The sequence below is a fragment of the Clostridium sp. chh4-2 genome, from assembly GCF_002899675.1.
Classification (GTDB): Bacteria; Bacillota; Clostridia; order Lachnospirales; family Lachnospiraceae; genus CHH4-2.
On sequence record NZ_PKUU01000023.1, the window covers coordinates 12,586 to 29,018 of the forward strand.

Annotated in this window: 15 protein-coding genes and 2 pseudogenes; 2 read left to right on the top strand and 15 right to left on the bottom strand. The window is 43.6% G+C overall.

Going from position 1 to position 16,433, the window contains the following annotated elements:
- Positions 1 to 56 precede the first annotated feature (56 nt).
- Together rfbA and C0033_RS27540 are read right to left on the bottom strand one after the other, a co-directional pair.
- On the bottom strand, positions 57 to 956 hold the full coding sequence (rfbA, locus tag C0033_RS20535) for a glucose-1-phosphate thymidylyltransferase RfbA (RefSeq protein WP_103229781.1): 900 nt from the start codon (positions 954 to 956) through the stop codon (positions 57 to 59).
- A 266-nt stretch (positions 957 to 1,222) separates the two neighbouring features.
- Positions 1,223 to 2,074 carry a hypothetical protein gene (locus C0033_RS27540; protein ID WP_242984565.1) on the bottom strand — a complete coding sequence of 284 codons (852 nt, stop codon included), beginning with the start codon at positions 2,072 to 2,074 and terminating at the stop codon, positions 1,223 to 1,225.
- A 189-nt stretch (positions 2,075 to 2,263) separates the two neighbouring features.
- Here C0033_RS27540 and C0033_RS20545 point away from each other — a divergent pair, with 189 nt between their 5' ends.
- Positions 2,264 to 3,469: a bacterial transcriptional activator domain-containing protein gene (locus C0033_RS20545; protein WP_103229782.1), complete on the top strand. Its 1,206-nt coding sequence runs from the start codon at positions 2,264 to 2,266 to the stop codon at positions 3,467 to 3,469.
- Positions 3,470 to 3,772: 303 nt separating this feature from the next.
- On the opposite strand, the gene C0033_RS20550 is transcribed toward C0033_RS20545, so the two are convergent.
- The 11 genes and pseudogenes from C0033_RS20550 to C0033_RS20595 all read right to left on the bottom strand — a co-directional run bounded on the left by C0033_RS20550 (position 3,773) and on the right by C0033_RS20595 (position 14,942).
- Positions 3,773 to 4,345, bottom strand: a complete 573-nt coding sequence (locus tag C0033_RS20550) for a hypothetical protein (RefSeq protein WP_103229783.1) — start codon at positions 4,343 to 4,345, stop codon at positions 3,773 to 3,775.
- Positions 4,346 to 4,511: 166 nt separating this feature from the next.
- A complete protein-coding gene (gene prfA, locus C0033_RS20555; protein WP_103229784.1) occupies positions 4,512 to 5,585 on the bottom strand; it encodes a peptide chain release factor 1 in 1,074 nt (357 codons plus the stop codon).
- Between the two features lie 18 nt (positions 5,586 to 5,603).
- On the bottom strand, positions 5,604 to 6,476 hold the full coding sequence (gene prmC, locus C0033_RS20560) for a peptide chain release factor N(5)-glutamine methyltransferase (RefSeq protein ID WP_347501204.1): 873 nt from the start codon (positions 6,474 to 6,476) through the stop codon (positions 5,604 to 5,606).
- The gene (locus tag C0033_RS20565) at positions 6,445 to 7,413 is read right to left on the bottom strand and encodes a DUF1385 domain-containing protein (protein ID WP_103229785.1); all 969 of its coding nucleotides are present in this window, start codon (positions 7,411 to 7,413) and stop codon (positions 6,445 to 6,447) included. The genes prmC and C0033_RS20565 overlap by 32 nt, the downstream gene beginning before the upstream one ends.
- A gap of 146 nt (positions 7,414 to 7,559) precedes the next feature.
- Entirely contained in the window at positions 7,560 to 7,766 is a 207-nt protein-coding gene (rpmE, locus tag C0033_RS20570) for a 50S ribosomal protein L31 (RefSeq protein ID WP_103229786.1), read from the bottom strand.
- Positions 7,767 to 7,917: 151 nt separating this feature from the next.
- Positions 7,918 to 9,444, bottom strand: coding sequence for a transcription termination factor Rho (rho, locus tag C0033_RS20575; RefSeq protein ID WP_103229787.1), 1,527 nt, complete (start codon positions 9,442 to 9,444; stop codon positions 7,918 to 7,920).
- Positions 9,445 to 9,627: 183 nt separating this feature from the next.
- Positions 9,628 to 10,956 (bottom strand): replication-associated recombination protein A, encoded by a 1,329-nt coding sequence (locus tag C0033_RS20580; protein ID WP_103229788.1) that lies wholly within the window; start codon positions 10,954 to 10,956, stop codon positions 9,628 to 9,630.
- Between the two features lie 28 nt (positions 10,957 to 10,984).
- Positions 10,985 to 11,707, bottom strand: coding sequence for a polysaccharide deacetylase family protein (locus tag C0033_RS20585; protein WP_103229789.1), 723 nt, complete (start codon positions 11,705 to 11,707; stop codon positions 10,985 to 10,987).
- A gap of 651 nt (positions 11,708 to 12,358) precedes the next feature.
- Positions 12,359 to 12,550 (bottom strand): annotated as a pseudogene (locus C0033_RS27680) (hypothetical protein); the annotation flags it as partial.
- Positions 12,524 to 13,948, bottom strand: a pseudogene (locus C0033_RS27545) (DUF5050 domain-containing protein); the annotation flags it as partial. The pseudogenes C0033_RS27680 and C0033_RS27545, both read right to left, overlap by 27 nt.
- A gap of 256 nt (positions 13,949 to 14,204) precedes the next feature.
- Positions 14,205 to 14,942 carry a GGDEF domain-containing protein gene (locus C0033_RS20595; RefSeq protein ID WP_103229791.1) on the bottom strand — a complete coding sequence of 246 codons (738 nt, stop codon included), beginning with the start codon at positions 14,940 to 14,942 and terminating at the stop codon, positions 14,205 to 14,207.
- 123 nt (positions 14,943 to 15,065) lie between these two features.
- Between C0033_RS20595 and C0033_RS20600 the strand changes: the two genes are divergently transcribed.
- The gene (locus tag C0033_RS20600) at positions 15,066 to 15,428 is read left to right on the top strand and encodes a helix-turn-helix transcriptional regulator (protein ID WP_103229792.1); all 363 of its coding nucleotides are present in this window, start codon (positions 15,066 to 15,068) and stop codon (positions 15,426 to 15,428) included.
- 55 nt (positions 15,429 to 15,483) lie between these two features.
- Here the strand turns inward: C0033_RS20600 and C0033_RS20605 are convergent, their stop codons facing one another.
- Together C0033_RS20605 and rplL are read right to left on the bottom strand one after the other, a co-directional pair.
- A complete protein-coding gene (locus C0033_RS20605; RefSeq protein WP_103229793.1) occupies positions 15,484 to 15,687 on the bottom strand; it encodes a cold shock domain-containing protein in 204 nt (67 codons plus the stop codon).
- Positions 15,688 to 16,055: 368 nt separating this feature from the next.
- A complete protein-coding gene (gene rplL, locus C0033_RS20610; protein ID WP_103229794.1) occupies positions 16,056 to 16,427 on the bottom strand; it encodes a 50S ribosomal protein L7/L12 in 372 nt (123 codons plus the stop codon).
- Positions 16,428 to 16,433 lie beyond the last annotated feature (6 nt).

The following is a 16,433-nucleotide window of genomic DNA, read 5'->3' on the forward strand; positions in this document are numbered from 1 at the left end:
TCCGGCATATTTATCTTTTTATTAATTTTCGTAATTGTTCAGTATCCTCACAATTACTAATTGTCTTTATTATGAAGCTTATCAATATATTTTCCGTCAAGAACGTCTTTTAAATACTGGCCATACTGATTTTTCTTCAATATCTCATAAGTTTCCAGTACCTGCTCTTTTCCGATCCATCCGTTAAGATATGCAATCTCTTCCAGACAGGCGATCTTGCGGTGCTGATGATCTTCGATGGTTTTCACAAAATTGGTAGCTTCCACCAACGATTCATGTGTTCCTGTATCCAGCCAGGTGAATCCCTGTCCTAAAAGGGTCACGTCAAGCTCACCATTTTCCAGATAAATGCGGTTTAAATCGGTGATCTCCAGTTCTCCTCGTGGAGACGGCTTTAAGTTTTTCGCATATTCAACCACTTTATTATCATAAAAATAAAGGCCTGTCACACAGTAATTGGACTTTGGTTTTTCAGGTTTTTCTTCTATAGATATAGCCTTTCCTTCCGCGTCAAATTCCACAATACCAAAACGCTCCGGATCATCCACATAATAGCCGAATACCGTAGCCCCTGTCTTCTTTGAAGAAGCCGCCATGAGACGCTTTTTAAGTCCCTGTCCGTGGAAAATGTTATCGCCTAAGATCATGGCAACCGAATCATCTCCGATAAAGTCCGAGCCGATAATAAATGCCTGAGCCAAACCGTCAGGACTTGGCTGCACTGCATAATTCAGATTCACACCGAACTGATGTCCATCCCCTAACAGAGCTTCGAATCTTGGCGTGTCATCCGGCGTTGAAATGATTAATATATCTCTGATCCCGGCATTCATCAGCACGGAAAGCGGGTAATAGATCATGGGTTTGTCATAGATCGGCAAAAGCTGTTTTGAAGTAACTTTGGTCAGCGGATATAAACGTGTGCCTGAACCGCCTGCAAGGATAATTCCCTTCATATTTTCCTCCTAATTAACGATAGAATTGTATAATACGCATAATTACTAGTAATATACCACACTGCCCCCTGTTTTGCAAATACAGGCGGATTGTTATTCTCTGAATTTTTTCTTAATTTAATTGAATTACCTATCCTGCCGGCTTTCTCCGGCTCAATTGAGCTCCCATGATCTTTCATTAAACAATAAACAGCCGGGAAAACGGATCAATTATCCATTCTTCCCGGCTCATCTCATTTCATAAAATCAGTCCGTTTTAAATTAATTTATTTTGCCTCTTTCTTCCCTTCCTCATCGTTCCACATCTCGACGCTCAGTAAAGCGGAATCAATCAGCTTAATCAGCTCCAAAAAGCTTCTGAAATTCATAATCTGAGAGCTGTCTTTCCAACAGATTCTGCCCTGCCATGTAGCATTCTGCTGAAATAATATGCGGATCACAAAAGTTGCCATCTTTCCTTTTCCCCGATATACGCCAAGGGCCTGATTATTAACAACTTTGCTGCTCTCCTGATCCGGTGCCAGCATCCGCTCCATATGTTCCATGAGCTGAATCGTGCTGCTGAAGCAGAACCTTTTCTCAGATGATATCTGGTGAATATTGCCTTCCAGGCAATGACTGTCATATTCATCCACCGTGATTCTGCAGAGGGATTCCCGCTTGATCTGATCCTCTTCATTCGTTTCTCCCTGAAGATGTTTATTCAACAGCTTTACCAATTCCAGGAAGCTGATAAATCCATATTCCTCACCGCTTTCCACGAATTTTATAATTCCCTGCCAGCTGGCGTTATAGCGATGTTTAATCGACAGTTTCACAGTCATCAAACCGCCTTTTACTACCGTATCGCCTACATAATCAGAAGTCTTAACTTCCATTTTAGGAAGATTCTTTATCTTATTGAAATTTCTTTGATCCATCGACGGCATAGGGTAATTGATCTCGTCAAATATGCACTCCATAAATCTTGCCATCTCTATTAAGCCTTCAAAAGGAATTGCCGTGTCCCGGCTTGCGTGATAAATTCTCCCTATAATCTTTTTATTCTCATAGGAATCTATCGCAATCGAATACTCTCTATACTGGTTTACTAAAGCGCTTGATTTTGAAATTGCCATCTGCCCCACCTTTTCTTTCTTTGATCTGCTTTCTTATCTGGTAATCCAATTTAATATTAGTATAATCCATATCGGTTACAAAATGGTTACATCTGATCTTTTTTTCTATTTTCACTAGACATTCACTCTTTTTTTCCGTATACTCAATGTATCGTAATATGTTTACTTGAAGTGAGGAGATGGTATCATATGGAAACAGGGACAACTAAACCAACTGTTTATGTAAATATGTTGGGCGAATTTTCCATTACAATAAAAGATAAAAAGATCAACGAAAGCAGTAATCAGTCAAAAAAGCCTTGGTGTCTGCTGGAATATTTAATTACATTCCGCAACCGCGAAATTCCGCCAAATGAATTGATTGAACTGATTTGGTCCAATGATGAAAGCACGAATCCCGGCGGAGCATTAAAGACACTTCTATTCCGGTCACGCAAACTGCTGACCCCTTTGGATTATCCGCCTCAGAACCTGATTATCTTACACCGCGGTTCTTATGCATGGACAAAGGACATGGAGACCGTCGTCGACGTGGATATTTTTGAAAAGACGGCCAACAAAGCGCTTGATCCACAAACTGATCCTGAGGATCAATTGGACTGCTGCCTGGATGCAATTGAAATTTATAAAGGTGACTTTCTTCCCAAGTCAGAATGGGAATCCTGGGTTGTACCGATCAGCACCTATTACCATTCTCTGTATTTAAAGATTGTCCTGATGGCAATTGATATTTTAAAGACACAGGGGAATTACCAGAAGATCATCGATATCTGTCAAAGGGCAATTGCCATTGAACAATTTGATGAAAATCTTCATTATAATCTGATCTATTCCCTCTATAAAAGCGGGAATCAGCACAGCGCCATGGAGCATTATACTCATACTGTGGATATGTTCTATAATGAATTTGCAATTACCCCATCCGCACATTTAAAGGAATTATATAATGTAATCCGGGATACAAAACATGGAATCACTACAGATTTGACGGTTATTCAGGATGTACTGAGAGAAGATTCCGATGTTAACGGCGCTTTTTACTGTGAATATGCAGTATTCCGCGACATTTATCAGTTAGAGAGCAGGGCGATTGAGCGTACAGGAGATTCAATCTTTTTATGCCTGCTGACGATCACTGATATCAACGGGAATTTATTAAAACAATCCGTTCTGACAAAAGCTATGGACGAACTCAACACCGCGATCTGCCGTTCCCTCCGCCGTGGAGATGTGTACAGCCGTTACAGTGTAAGCCAGTATATGATTCTGCTTCCCACCTCCACCTATGAAAATGGTGAGATGGTTCTGAAACGGATCAGCCAGAACTTCCGTAAGAAATACACCCGCAAGGATCTGATTCTTAATTATTCCCTGCAGGCTGTTCTTCCTAAATAAAATTCGTTAATTTATGCTTAGAAAAAAGATCTGCACCAGTACTTATGACACTGGTGCGGATCTTTTTCTTATGCCTGCGGATTGCAGAGCTTTTTATTATTGTTCGCTCATCTGGCTCAGTTTGGCCGCCTGGTCGGCTGCTATGCTTACGCGTTAGTTAAATTTCAGGTATATATACATGACTTTAGAGCGAAGAAGGTTAAATATATGTATTTTTACTAATAGACTGAGCACATAAGCGCCCGTATCCATCAGACTTTCAGCATGGAATATTTTATTGAAATTTAACTTACTATTGACAAATTAACTTACTTGCGTTACTCTATTCATAAGAAATGGGTTTTCACCACACTTAATGATGTGGCTTGCTCGTTTCTTTTTTACTGCTAGAATATCATACAAGTACTTTCTCCCATTCTCCGCATGATTTACAAGCAATCGTGCATTGAAAATATTATATCTAACCAGTATCTCATTTTCATATACGGGCAATGCAAATCGTATATCATACTTGTACCACCCGTTCTTAGCTCTTTGGGCATGCTTCTCTTTTCGATTCTCCTCAAAAGATGGATTAGTAGCAATTTGAATCAATTCAGGAATTGCAGTTGCTGCATTAGCTTTAGCTTTTGCGCTAGCACCCATTAAGGCTTTTCTACTTTCCGATTCCGTGAATTCTTCGGGAAATTCATTCCCTATATAAATAATTTCAGAACTTTCTGCTATCTCATAATATTCTCCTACATATTCTTGGAGATACAATTTTACATTTTCCCACTCTATCTTTCTTTTTCCTTTAAAACGAATATCATTAATAAGAACAAGTTTATTTCCATCTGCATCAATAATAACAGTTATGTTTCTATCTTTTTCCATGATATTTCCTCCGCAGTTTCTAAGTGAACAAAATCGCTGTGGGAAGAACTGCTCAGGCTGTGACGAAAAGTGCCCGATATCAGCTGCCAAAGCCAAAATCGGACACCATTCTTTTTTATCTCAAATATCATTTTTCAAGCTCGTGCAGCTCCTTGGGCTATCTCCCTTACATTTCGCTCATCTGGCTCAGCTTTGCCGCCTGGTCAGCTGCAATCAGGCTGTCTAACAATTCCTGAATATCTCCATTCATAATGGAGTCAATCTTATATAAAGTCAGTTTTATCCTATGATCTGTCACACGTCCCTGGGGGAAATTGTAAGTACGGATCTTTTCCGAACGGTCGCCAGTACCGATCTGGCTTCTTCTCTCATCCGCTTCCGCATTCTGACGTTTTTCCAGCTCCATATCATACAGCTTAGAACGGAGCAGACGGAATGCCTTCTCTTTATTCTGAAGCTGTGATTTTTCTGTCTGGCTGTAAATTACAATTCCAGTTGGGATATGGGTCAGACGCACCGCGGAGTCCGTAGTATTGACGCACTGTCCTCCGTTTCCTGAAGCGCGCATAACATCGATTCTGATATCCTTATCTTCGATTACAACGTCCACTTCTTCCGCTTCCGGCATAACGGCTACCGTGGCCGTAGAAGTATGGATACGTCCGCCGCTCTCTGTCTCGGGAACACGCTGTACACGGTGTACGCCGCTTTCGTATTTCATCTTGGAATAAGCGCCTTTTCCGGTGATCATGGCAACAACTTCCTTGAAGCCGCCGATTCCATTTTCATTGACACTGATCAGTTCCACCTTCCAGCGCTGGCTTTCTGCATAGTTCACATACATGCGGTATAATTCAGCTGCGAATAAAGCCGCCTCATCCCCGCCCGCACCTGCGCGGATCTCAAGAAGAATGTTCTTGTCATCATTGGGGTCCTTGGGAAGAAGGAGAATTTTAAGTTCCTGTTCCAATTCTTCGATCCGCTTTTTGGCATCTGCTAATTCCTCTTTTGCCATCTCCCGCATCTCTTCATCGGATTCTTCTTCCAGCATGGCAACGCTGTCTTCCACATCCTGCTTTGCCTGCTTATAAGCCTTATAAGCCTCCACGATGGGAGCCAGGTCCGCCTGCTCCTTCATGAGTTTTCTGAACCGGTTCTGATCTTCCGCCACCGACGGATTATTCAGTTCCTGCATCAGTTCTTCATAATGAATTAATATATCATCTAAACGATCAAACATGGGTAACCTCCTGGTTATCTAATCACAATCACCGGCTGATGCCTTCACCACACGGTCCAGCCCCGGCAAATCTTTCACTGTTACAATCCGCATAAAACCCGCGTCGGCCAGCAGTCTGCTGACATCATCCGCCTGGTCCCAGCCAATTTCGAAATAAACACAGCCTCCGGTTTTTAAAAACCGCCCGCATTCATCGGCCAGTTTCCGGTAAAAATACAGGCCGTCTTCCGTGCCGTCAAGTGCCAGCACCGGCTCATGATCCCTCACTTCCGGCTGCAGCCCGTCAATCACCCTGCTGGGGATATACGGAGGATTGGATACTATAATATCAAACCGCTTACCATCCGGCAGCGCTTCAAATAAATCACTTTTTATAAATGAGATACGGCTTTCCTCTCCGCAAAGCCGCTTCGCGTTGCTTTCAGCTACAGCCAAAGCCTCCTCAGAGATATCAACGCCCACCACTTCCCGGTAACCGCCTAAAACAGCCAAACTGACCGCTATGCAGCCTGATCCGGTACACATATCGAGCACAGAACACTCCTTCTCATGATGGTCTTTAAGCACCAGTTCAACCAAAGTCTCCGTATCCTGTCTCGGAATCAGCACGTGGCTGTTTACCGCAAATTCAAGTCCCATAAATTCCTGACTTCCGGTCAGGTGCTGAAGCGGAATTCTCTGTTTTCTCTTTTCCACCAGACTGCGGTATTCCTCCGCTCTTTCCAGATCATTATCAGTTAAAACGCAGTTTCGGTCCAGCAGCCATCGGGTCATATCCAAATGGAAGACAAAAAACAGCAAATACCTGGCGTCCAGCAAAGCATCCGGCACACCGGCATTGTTTAATTGATCCGCCGCATCATCCAGCAGCCCTTGTAGTGTCAAATCCATAGTCATTCTCCGGGAAATTCTCTGTCAGGTATTCCTTCCAGTCAAAAACGGTTTCTACGGCGGCGATAGCCACCTCGATCATGCTGTCATCCGGTTCTTTTGTGGTCATATTCTGCATCCACATGCCCGGCTTACTGAGCAGATTCACAAGTTTTGAGTCGCTGCGCCCCGCAAGCCGTAAAAATTCATAAGACACCCCGGCGATCACCGGAATCAGAATGATCCGGCTGAGAATCTTCAGCCACACATTATCCACTCTTATCACCATAAAAAACAGAATGCTGATAACCATTACGATGATCAAAAAGCTGGTTCCGCAGCGCTTATGCTGTTTCGAGCTCTTTCTGACATTTTCAACGTTCAGTGGAAGTCCGTGTTCAATGCAGTTAATACATTTATGTTCCGCTCCGTGATACATAAACGTGCGCTTAATATCTTCCATATTGGAAATAAGTTTAATATATGCAATAAAAATGCCGATCCGGATCAAACCTTCAATGACCGCCATGACTGTAGAGGATGTAATAAAATGCTTAAATACCCCTGATATCAAAAGCGGAAGCACCATAAAGATGCCGATCGCCATGACAACGGAAAATATCATAACCACGGTCATGAGCATCTTTTCCAGTTTTTCCCCGAATATCTTATCCAGCCATATCTCCACTTTTCCCGGTTCCGAATCCTCATCGTCCTCGAAAAAGCTGGCCGAAAATGTCAATGTTTTCATACCCAGTATCATAGAATCAGCAAAGCTGAAAATCCCCCTTACAAATGGCAGTGAGAATAATTTTACCTTCTCGGTCATACTGACATAAGTGTCTTTTTGAACTTCTATCTCACCGTCTGGCTTACGTACCGCAGTAGCATAATCCTGTTTATTCTTCATCATTATGCCTTCGATCACGGCCTGACCGCCAATTCCAGAATATTTCATCTGAGACCACCTTTCTTAATCGCTTAACAGGGAATAATATGATATAAAGAAAATGATGACTCATGCAGGCATGGTCATCATCTTTTTCTTTATGCAAGTCCTACTTGCATGAAACAGCTTGCAAACGCAATCTGTCATTAACCCTATTACTGAGCATTAACACCGTACTTACGATTGAACTTATCAATACGTCCACGTGCAGATGCAGCCTTCTGCTGACCGGTATAAAATGAATGACATTTGGAACAAACTTCTACGTGGATGTCCTTCTTTGTAGATCCTGTTACAAACTCATTACCACAGTTGCATACAACTTTTGCCTGATAGTATGCTGGATGGATTCCTTCTCTCATGATATTCACCTCTCAAATCTCATAAATTATATTGTTCTGTGATCATCTAACAATCGCTATTTGAACTGTTAAAACCACTTCTCGTCTTACAAACAGCTTAACAAGTATATCATAGAATTTTTTCCTTTGCAAGCCTAATATACTGAAATCCTTAGAAAAAGCGGATCTTTTTTGAATTTTCCACAAACTCTTTGTTTGTCTTCGTCCTGGCAAATAAATCCAGGATCTTTTCTACCGCATCTTCCGGTTTTAATGTGTTGGTCGCCTTGCGGATCACATCCACAGCTTCCCGCTCCTCGTCGCTGAGAAGCAGATCGTCCCTTCTGGTTCCCGATTTGAGAATATCGATAGCAGGGAAAATCCTCTTCTCGGAAAGCTTCCGGTCTAATACCAGCTCCATGTTGCCGGTTCCCTTAAATTCCTCATAGATGACGTCGTCCATACGGCTTCCCGTATCTACAAGAGCAGTGGCTAAAATGGTTAAGCTTCCGCCTTCTCTCATATTCCTGGCCGCACCGAAGAAACGTTTCGGCATATGGAGAGCCGCCGGGTCAAGACCGCCGGACAAAGTTCTTCCGCTGGGCGCAACAGTCAGGTTATAAGCCCTTGCAAGGCGGGTAATGCTGTCCAAAAGAATGATCACATCTCTTCCGTGCTCCACCAGACGTTTGGCGCGCTCGATCACCATCTCTGATACCCTTTTATGCCGCTCAGGAAGTTCATCAAATGTGGAATAGATCACTTCCACGTTTGGTCCCACAATGGCTTCCTTAATATCGGTAACTTCCTCCGGGCGCTCATCAATTAACAAAATAATCAAATGCATATCCGGATGATTGGTGGTAACTGCCTTTGCTACCTGCTTTAATAACGTAGTCTTTCCCGCTTTTGGAGGAGACACAATCATACCACGCTGTCCCTTACCAATAGGAGAAAGCAAGTCCAAAACGCGCATAGCCGTTGTGGTTCTTCCCGGCGTTTCCATATGAAGCCGTTCATTGGGGAAAATAGGTGTCAGATTTTCAAAATTAGGACGTTTTTCAACTACATAGGTAGGATATCCGTTGATGGATTTTACATATAATAAAGCGGCGAACTTTTCAGTCGCTGTTTTCACTCTTCTGCTTCCCTGAATAACATCTCCGGTTTTCATGTTAAAACGGCGGATCTGAGACGGGGCTACATAAACGTCATTTTCTCCCGGAAGGAAATTCTCACAGCGGATGAATCCGAATCCGTCCGGCATCACTTCCAAAATACCTTCTGCCAGCATTCCGCTGTCCAGTTCCTGAAGCTCCTGGGGAGTAATATCCACTTTGTTTTCACTGCGCATTACAGGCTGGCGGTTGTCGGTGCGGCTGTCATTTCTCATATCATTTTTGGAATCGTTTCTCGTTTCCATTCTGGGGCTGCTGGAGCTCACATTGGTGCGTATATTTCGGTTATAGCTTTGTCTGGCAGGAGCCGGTTCGACCTGTCTTGGCGCGCTGTTTTCCTGGGCGGCAGGGGCTTTCTCCACAGGAGCCGGCGCTTCTTCCTTGGTCTCTTTTTGTTCTGCTGCTTCACATAATACATCTATCAAATCGGCTTTTTTCATGGTGCTAATGCCTTTTATCCCCTGGCTCTTTGCTAATTCCCTTAACTCGGCCAACGGCAATGTCTTCAATTTTTCTCTCATTTCCACATTCCTTTCAATCTGTCTCACTGTTATCCTGGGATTTTTATAGAATAATAAGATTAGGATAGATAGTTCTCAATCGTGCTTCATAATTTGCTCAGTTTATTGTCTCGTGAGAATTGGCATTCTGCATTATCCTTATTCTGGGAATGCAAAACGCCAAAACTCACAGTATTGTCTGTATTATACTCTATTTTCGCCTAAAAGGAAAGACATATGATCCTTAATTTTCTTTTCATAACCATTTTCAGACGGATGATAAAAACATTCTTCCTCCATACCATCGGGAAGATACTGCTGCCGCACATAGTGGTTGGGGTAATCGTGGGCGTATTTATAGCCCGCACCATGGCCTAATTTCTCCGCACCTTTATAGTGTTTGTCCTGCAGATGGACAGGAACCGGCATGGTCTTCTGCGTTCTCACCGCATTCATCGCTTCATCTATGGCCATCACCGCAGAGTTGCTCTTAGGCGCCGTCGCCACGTAAAGCACCGCCTGGGACAGAATAATCTGGGCTTCCGGCATTCCGATCCGTTCCACCGCCTGAGACGCGCTGACTGCCACAGTCAATGCCTGCGGGTCCGCATTTCCCACGTCTTCCGAGGCGCAGATCATAATTCTTCTGGCTATGAACTTAATGTCTTCTCCCGCATAAAGCATGCGCGCCAGGTAATAAACAGCCGCATCCGGGTCCGAACCTCTCATGCTCTTAATAAATGCGGATATGGTATCATAGTGGTTGTCTCCGTCTTTGTCATAACGCACCACCCGTTTCTGAATGCATTCCTGGGCCACGTCAATATCAATATGAATCTTGCCGTCCTCCGAACGCTCTGTGGTAAGAATTCCGAGTTCAACTGCATTTAGCGCCGCCCTGGCATCTCCATTGGCCACATCAGCCAAAAACTCCATGGCGTCCTCATCAATCACAGCGCCATAGCTGCCCATACCCTTCTCCGTATCATAAACAGCCCGGTGAATCAGCTCCTTAATATCGTCTTTTTCCAATGATTTCAATTCAAAAATACGGGATCTGGAAATCAAAGCCCCGTTCACTTCAAAATACGGATTCTCCGTGGTCGCTCCAATAAGAATCAGCGTTCCGTCTTCCACAAACGGCAGCAAATAATCCTGCTGGCTTTTATTGAACCGATGGATCTCATCTACAAACAATATGGTCTTTTTTCCATACATTCCAAGCGAATCCTTGGCTTCCTTTACCACGTCCTCCATGTCCTTCTTTCCGGCCACGGTGGCATTAAGCTGGCGGAAATTAGCACTTGTGGTATTGGCAATCACCTTTGCCAATGTGGTTTTTCCCGTTCCGGGAGGGCCATAAAATATAATTGATCCCAATTTATCGGCCTGAATTGCCCGGTAGAGCAGCTTATCCTTTCCGATAATATGCTTTTGCCCCACCACCTCGTCCAAAGTGGACGGCCTCAGCCGGGACGCCAAAGGCGACTCTGTCTCCATCGTATTGCTTCTCATATAATCAAATAAATCCATTTTCACCAATCCTCATCTTTAGGCACAATCAATCGATTAACAATTCATCTACTGTAACAAAAGTATATCCCTGCGCCGTCAGCGTGTCAATGACTTCCAGCGCTGCATCCACAGAACTTCCATAAACATCATGCAGCAAAATGATGCTGTTATCCTCCACATATTTTAAAATATGCTTCACCACCCTCTGCGAGCTCTGATATTTCCAGTCCAGGGGATCTATGTCCCACAGCACAACGGTCATCGGAACCATACATTCCAGCTCTTCACTCCAAGAACCATAAGGGGGCCGGATATAGGTAGGATATTCCCCTGTGATCTCGAAAATCTTCTGATTTGTCATATCAATTTCTTCACAAGCCTTTTGCGTGTCTTCCGCTGTCAGCTGCACATGGGTGTGGCTGTGATTACCAATCAGATGACCGTCCTCTTTCATCTGCCGCACGATCTCCTCATTCCCTTCTATGCTGGCTCCGATCAGGAAAAATGTGGCGTTTACATTCCGTTTTTTTAGGCCATCCAAAAGGCGTTTCGTATAGACAGGATGAGGACCGTCATCAAAAGTCAAGGCCACCAGTTTTTGTTCTTTTACAACAGTCCCTTCCCCATTTACATCAAGCGTGAAGGCATTTTCGAAAATGCCTTCACGCTTGATGTTAAAAATATCTCCATAATAAACTACAAAATACGCCGCCACAAAAGCAGCCGCACCAAAAAGCAGCCGCATCATCCATCTCTTCTTATCTGCCATTCACTTACGATCCACGATGTCATCATTATCTATATATATACGCCCTTTTTCATCCATTATTCCCACTTTACATTAAATCCTCAAGGCTTTTCCGGAAATTCTTTCACGGTTGATGTAAAACCTTACTCACTAATCCACCAAATCTTTTTTATCCTCAGCCAGCCAAGCAACAGCCGGAAAGAAGGGATCACCCGGGCGGGCGGCAGAAATGAGAAGGGCTAGGGGATCGTTTGCAGCCCCTTAGTGATACTTGGCCGGCAAGAGCGGAAAAAGGCAGACAAATACTGAAATTCCGAATCAGTATTTGAGGCGCCACTGAACGATGAAGTCATAAAGAGTTCATCGTGAATGGCGCCGCGCTGCCTTTTTCCGCTCTTGGCGGCCTAGTATCACTTAGGGGCGAAACTCGAATCCCCTAGCCCTTCTCATTTCTGCCACCCGCCCGGGTGATCCCTTCTTTCCGGCGTATCTTTCTCAGTTAAACAAAGATTTCCACCAAACTGTTTATTTGGAAAACGTACCGTCTTTATAGAATGTATATTTTTCCTGCTTCCCATTAATCTGGAACGTAAATGTGCCTAACTGCATTCTCCCGTCAGGATCAAAATAATATCCTTTTTTCGCCGCTTCATCCACGATCCACAGTCCAAGCTTCATCTTGCCGTCCTCTCCCAGATAATATTGGGAGCCGCCGTCCTGGAGCCATCCGGTCCGGTAGGAGCCGTCTAAATTACAGTAGTACCAGTCATTGCCCGACTGAACCCATCCGGCCGCGCCTGCGCCTGCCGCCTGGTTTTTAAATGGGTTGACATCAAACAGTTCTTTCGCATTATTGCCATCCAGATCACAGCTGTATAACGGAGTCCACTCATTCGCCTGGCTGGTGCTGTTCATATAAATCTTTCCGTTAATGATATTGTACCAATCCAGCACATAAGGCAATGTCTTCTGATTGGAACCGTCCATATCCATTACACACAGATTTCCCATATTGATTCCCGAAATGTAATAAATCTTATCGCGGTATATATTCATCTTCATATATCCGCTGTTATTGGCCGGTACAAGTTCCAGCAAATCGGTGCCGTCCAGGTTGACGCGGCCAATATACTGGGGAACATTTACATTTTCAGGCGCTGTGATAAAATAGATATATCCTTTTGCCATCAAAAATTCATGGCATACCACACCCGGCACCAGATAGGTCACCTCGCTGCCGTCCAGCTTACAGCGGTAAATGCCGTCAGACTGCTGATAATAAAGGTAATCTCCCACCACATTCGGAGAAATCCGGCGCGTCACCTTATCCGGTGGAATGTGGGCAATAATCCGGCTGGTTCCGCTCTGCTCATCAAATACACAGATATCAGATCCATAAGCCGGGCCGCCTCCATACAGATAATAAAGCTTTCCATCCACAATAGTCTCAAAACTGCATCCTGAATCCTCCGCTGTAAACTGCAGATCCGTCAGTTTTTGTTTTTCAGACCCATCTGTCTTGATCTTAAACAGGTTGTTATCCTCTTCCCCGCTGTAATAAATCCAGTCTCCAATCAGGTGAAGATCCTTTACCGGCTCGTCCAAAAGCCTTGTCATATCACTTCCATCCAATTTAAATGAATACAGTCTGGAATTATCATAGGAATTTCTATAATAAATGCGCTGGCCATCAAAGACCATCCGTCCAAAGCAGTGTTCATTGCCCACTGTATTCCCCTCATTAATAGATCCCTGCGGATCCTGGGGTTCTTTCTCTATAGCCATAACAGCTTCTGTTTCCTCTGCCGCAGTGCTTTCCTCTGTCTCGCCTTCCGTTGTCTCTTCGGCAGTACTTTCCGTTTCTTCTGCGGAGGACTCCTTCTCAGTTTCTATGCCTGCTAAATCGGTTATACCTTTTACAGACTCCGAATTCTTTTTCATCTGCAGCACGGTAATCACGCCAACAGTTACCGCACATGTTACCAGAAATACTAAAATCAGCGCCAGAATCCATGGAAATTTCTTTTTTCTCTTCTTAGGCTGCACCGGCGGTTGTACCGGCCGTACCGGCGGCTGTACTGGCTGCACCGGCGGTGGGGCCTGAGTTCTCTGTATCGGCGGAATCCCCTGGGGATTCGGTACCTGGTTCCTATTCTGATTTACAGCAGGCTGCGGCTTATCAGCAGCCATTCGCAGTCCACATTTTGGACAAAATGAAGCCTCATCCTTCATCTGCCATCCACATCGCGTACAAGTTTTCATACTCTTATCCTCTGTCCCTTTTATTATAGTTACATCTTATCCTCAATTTTACTGTCGCAATTGAATCTTGTCAACCAACGAGAGGAGATATGGACATTTTTATGTAAGTGTGAAAGGAGACACCAAAAAAGGGAGCGGTGCGCCCCTTAACGGATGCGGCCTCCCATCTCCCTCTTTCCGGCTGTTTCTTCCAGCCTTATTGAATAAAAACATCTTGCTGAATCGACAAAATAAAATTAAAAGTCCCAAAATAAAGTCAGTAAAACATAACCCGGTTCTTTCCGCGGCATTTTGAGCTGTACAAGGCTTTGTCTGCTTTTTGCAGCAGTTCGCCGAATGTCTTTCCATCGTCCGGATAAACGGCAATGCCGATACTGGCTGATAAATGTTGGCCCGCTTCTCCAAGCTCCAGGTTCCGGCAGATTGCAGCGGCTCTGTTTGAAATGTCTTCTCTGCCGTTGGTATGGCGCAGATAGGCCAGAAATTCGTCACCGCCAAAACGGCCCACCACCGAATTCTCATCTTCCAATATTATCAAACGGGCAGCCAGTTCTGTTAAAACCTTGTCTCCGAAACTATGTCCATAGGTATCGTTCACCTGCTTAAAATCATCCATATCCAAAAAACAAAGAGCGCCCTGTTCACAAGGCTCTTGTTTTAGAATCTCTTCAATTTTCTGAATCACGCCTGTCCGGTTCATGACTCCTGTCAATGGATCGATCTTCATCTGGCGTTCCACATCTTCCAATTTCCTCGCAATGTGTCTATTTTCCTGCTCACAGCATTCCAGTATGCACCTCAGCTCTTTCATGGCGGATTGGTTAAAGCAGCACCACGCATCATCCTCCCACACTTCTGTTATACGCGGTCCCCATTTCTCTTCCACCAGCAATGTACATGCTTCTGTATTTCCCTTTTGCATCAAATCTTCAAGCCAGGAATAATCTATTTTTTTGTCCTTATCAATAATTACAACGGTTTTCTTCCTGTCCATTTTTCTCCCATTAATTATTCTGTATGCACATTCTGTTTATCTAGCTAATTATAACATAAAGTGAATATCGATACAATATAGATACCAAAATAAACACTAGGAAAATAACCGGAGGTCGCACGAGTGGAAATTAATTATCAAGAAATTGGGAAACGAATCCGGCTGGCTCGGATGAATAAAAACTATACTCAGGATATGCTGGCAGAGCTTGTCAATCTCTCCACACCTCATATGAGTCACATTGAATCAGGAAAAACAAAATTGAGCCTGCCCACCTTAGTGCGTATCGCCAATGCGCTTAGCTGTACGGTGGACCAACTGCTGTGTGACAGCCTGGAAAATGCCAAGGTCCTTTTTGAAAATGAAATCCTTCTGGAAACAGAAGACTGTACGGAAGAAGAGATCAGAATTATCACCGATATGATCAAAGCACTGAAAAAGAGCCTGCGAAAAAGAAATGTAAAATCGAAATGTCATTATGAATAATTAAAAAGCAATAGAAAAAAGAGCTGCTCTGAGAGCAGCTCTTCTATTATCAGAATTAAGCTAATGATACGTTAACAGCCTGGATTCCTCTGTTTCCTTCAGCGGTATCGAAAGTAACTTTCTGTCCGTCTTCCAGAGTCTTGTAGCCGTCAGCTACGATTCCTGAAAAATGTACGAAGATTTCTTCGCCTGTAGCGTCATCTGTAATAAATCCGTATCCCTTTGTTCCGTTAAACCATTTAACTGTACCGTTTCTCATTGTTTGGTACCTCCTAATTATAATTTTTGTATTTCTCTTGAAACAAAAAAATCACATATTTTTGTAAATCATCAATTGCATAATGACTTACAAAAATATGTGAATCAAAAGCTCATATCAAAATACATTTATAATATAGCATCCGAACCGGGAAATGTCAAGCAATTTTATGAAAAAAAAATCAAGAAAGAATCACGCTTGCGGGATTCTCCGCCTGCGGCGGGTCGCGTAAACGACATTATACCTCACCGCCGCAGTGCGACCCTGCCCGGAGGGCTTTTTTATATCATAGGAGCACTTTCCTATGATATAAAAAATCCCCATGAGTTCTGCACAACGCAGCTCATGGGGATGAAAAGGATCCAAAATTACTTTAATGTAACTTTTGCGCCTTCTGCTTCTAAGGAAGCTTTGATCTGCTCTGCTTCTTCTTTAGAAGCGCCAGCTTTAACTACCTTTGGAGCACCGTCAACTACTTCTTTAGCTTCTTTTAAGCCTAAGCCGGTAGCTTCACGAACAACTTTGATAACTTTAACTTTGTTAGGACCAACTTCTGTTAATTCTACGTCGAATTCAGTCTTCTCTTCTGCTGCTTCTGCTGGGCCTGCTGCTGCTACAACAACACCTGCTGCTGCAGATACACCAAATTCTTCTTCACATGCTTTTACTAATTCATTTAATTCTAATACAGATAATTCTTTGATAGCTTCGATAAATTCAGCTGTAGTTAATTTTGCCATTTTAAT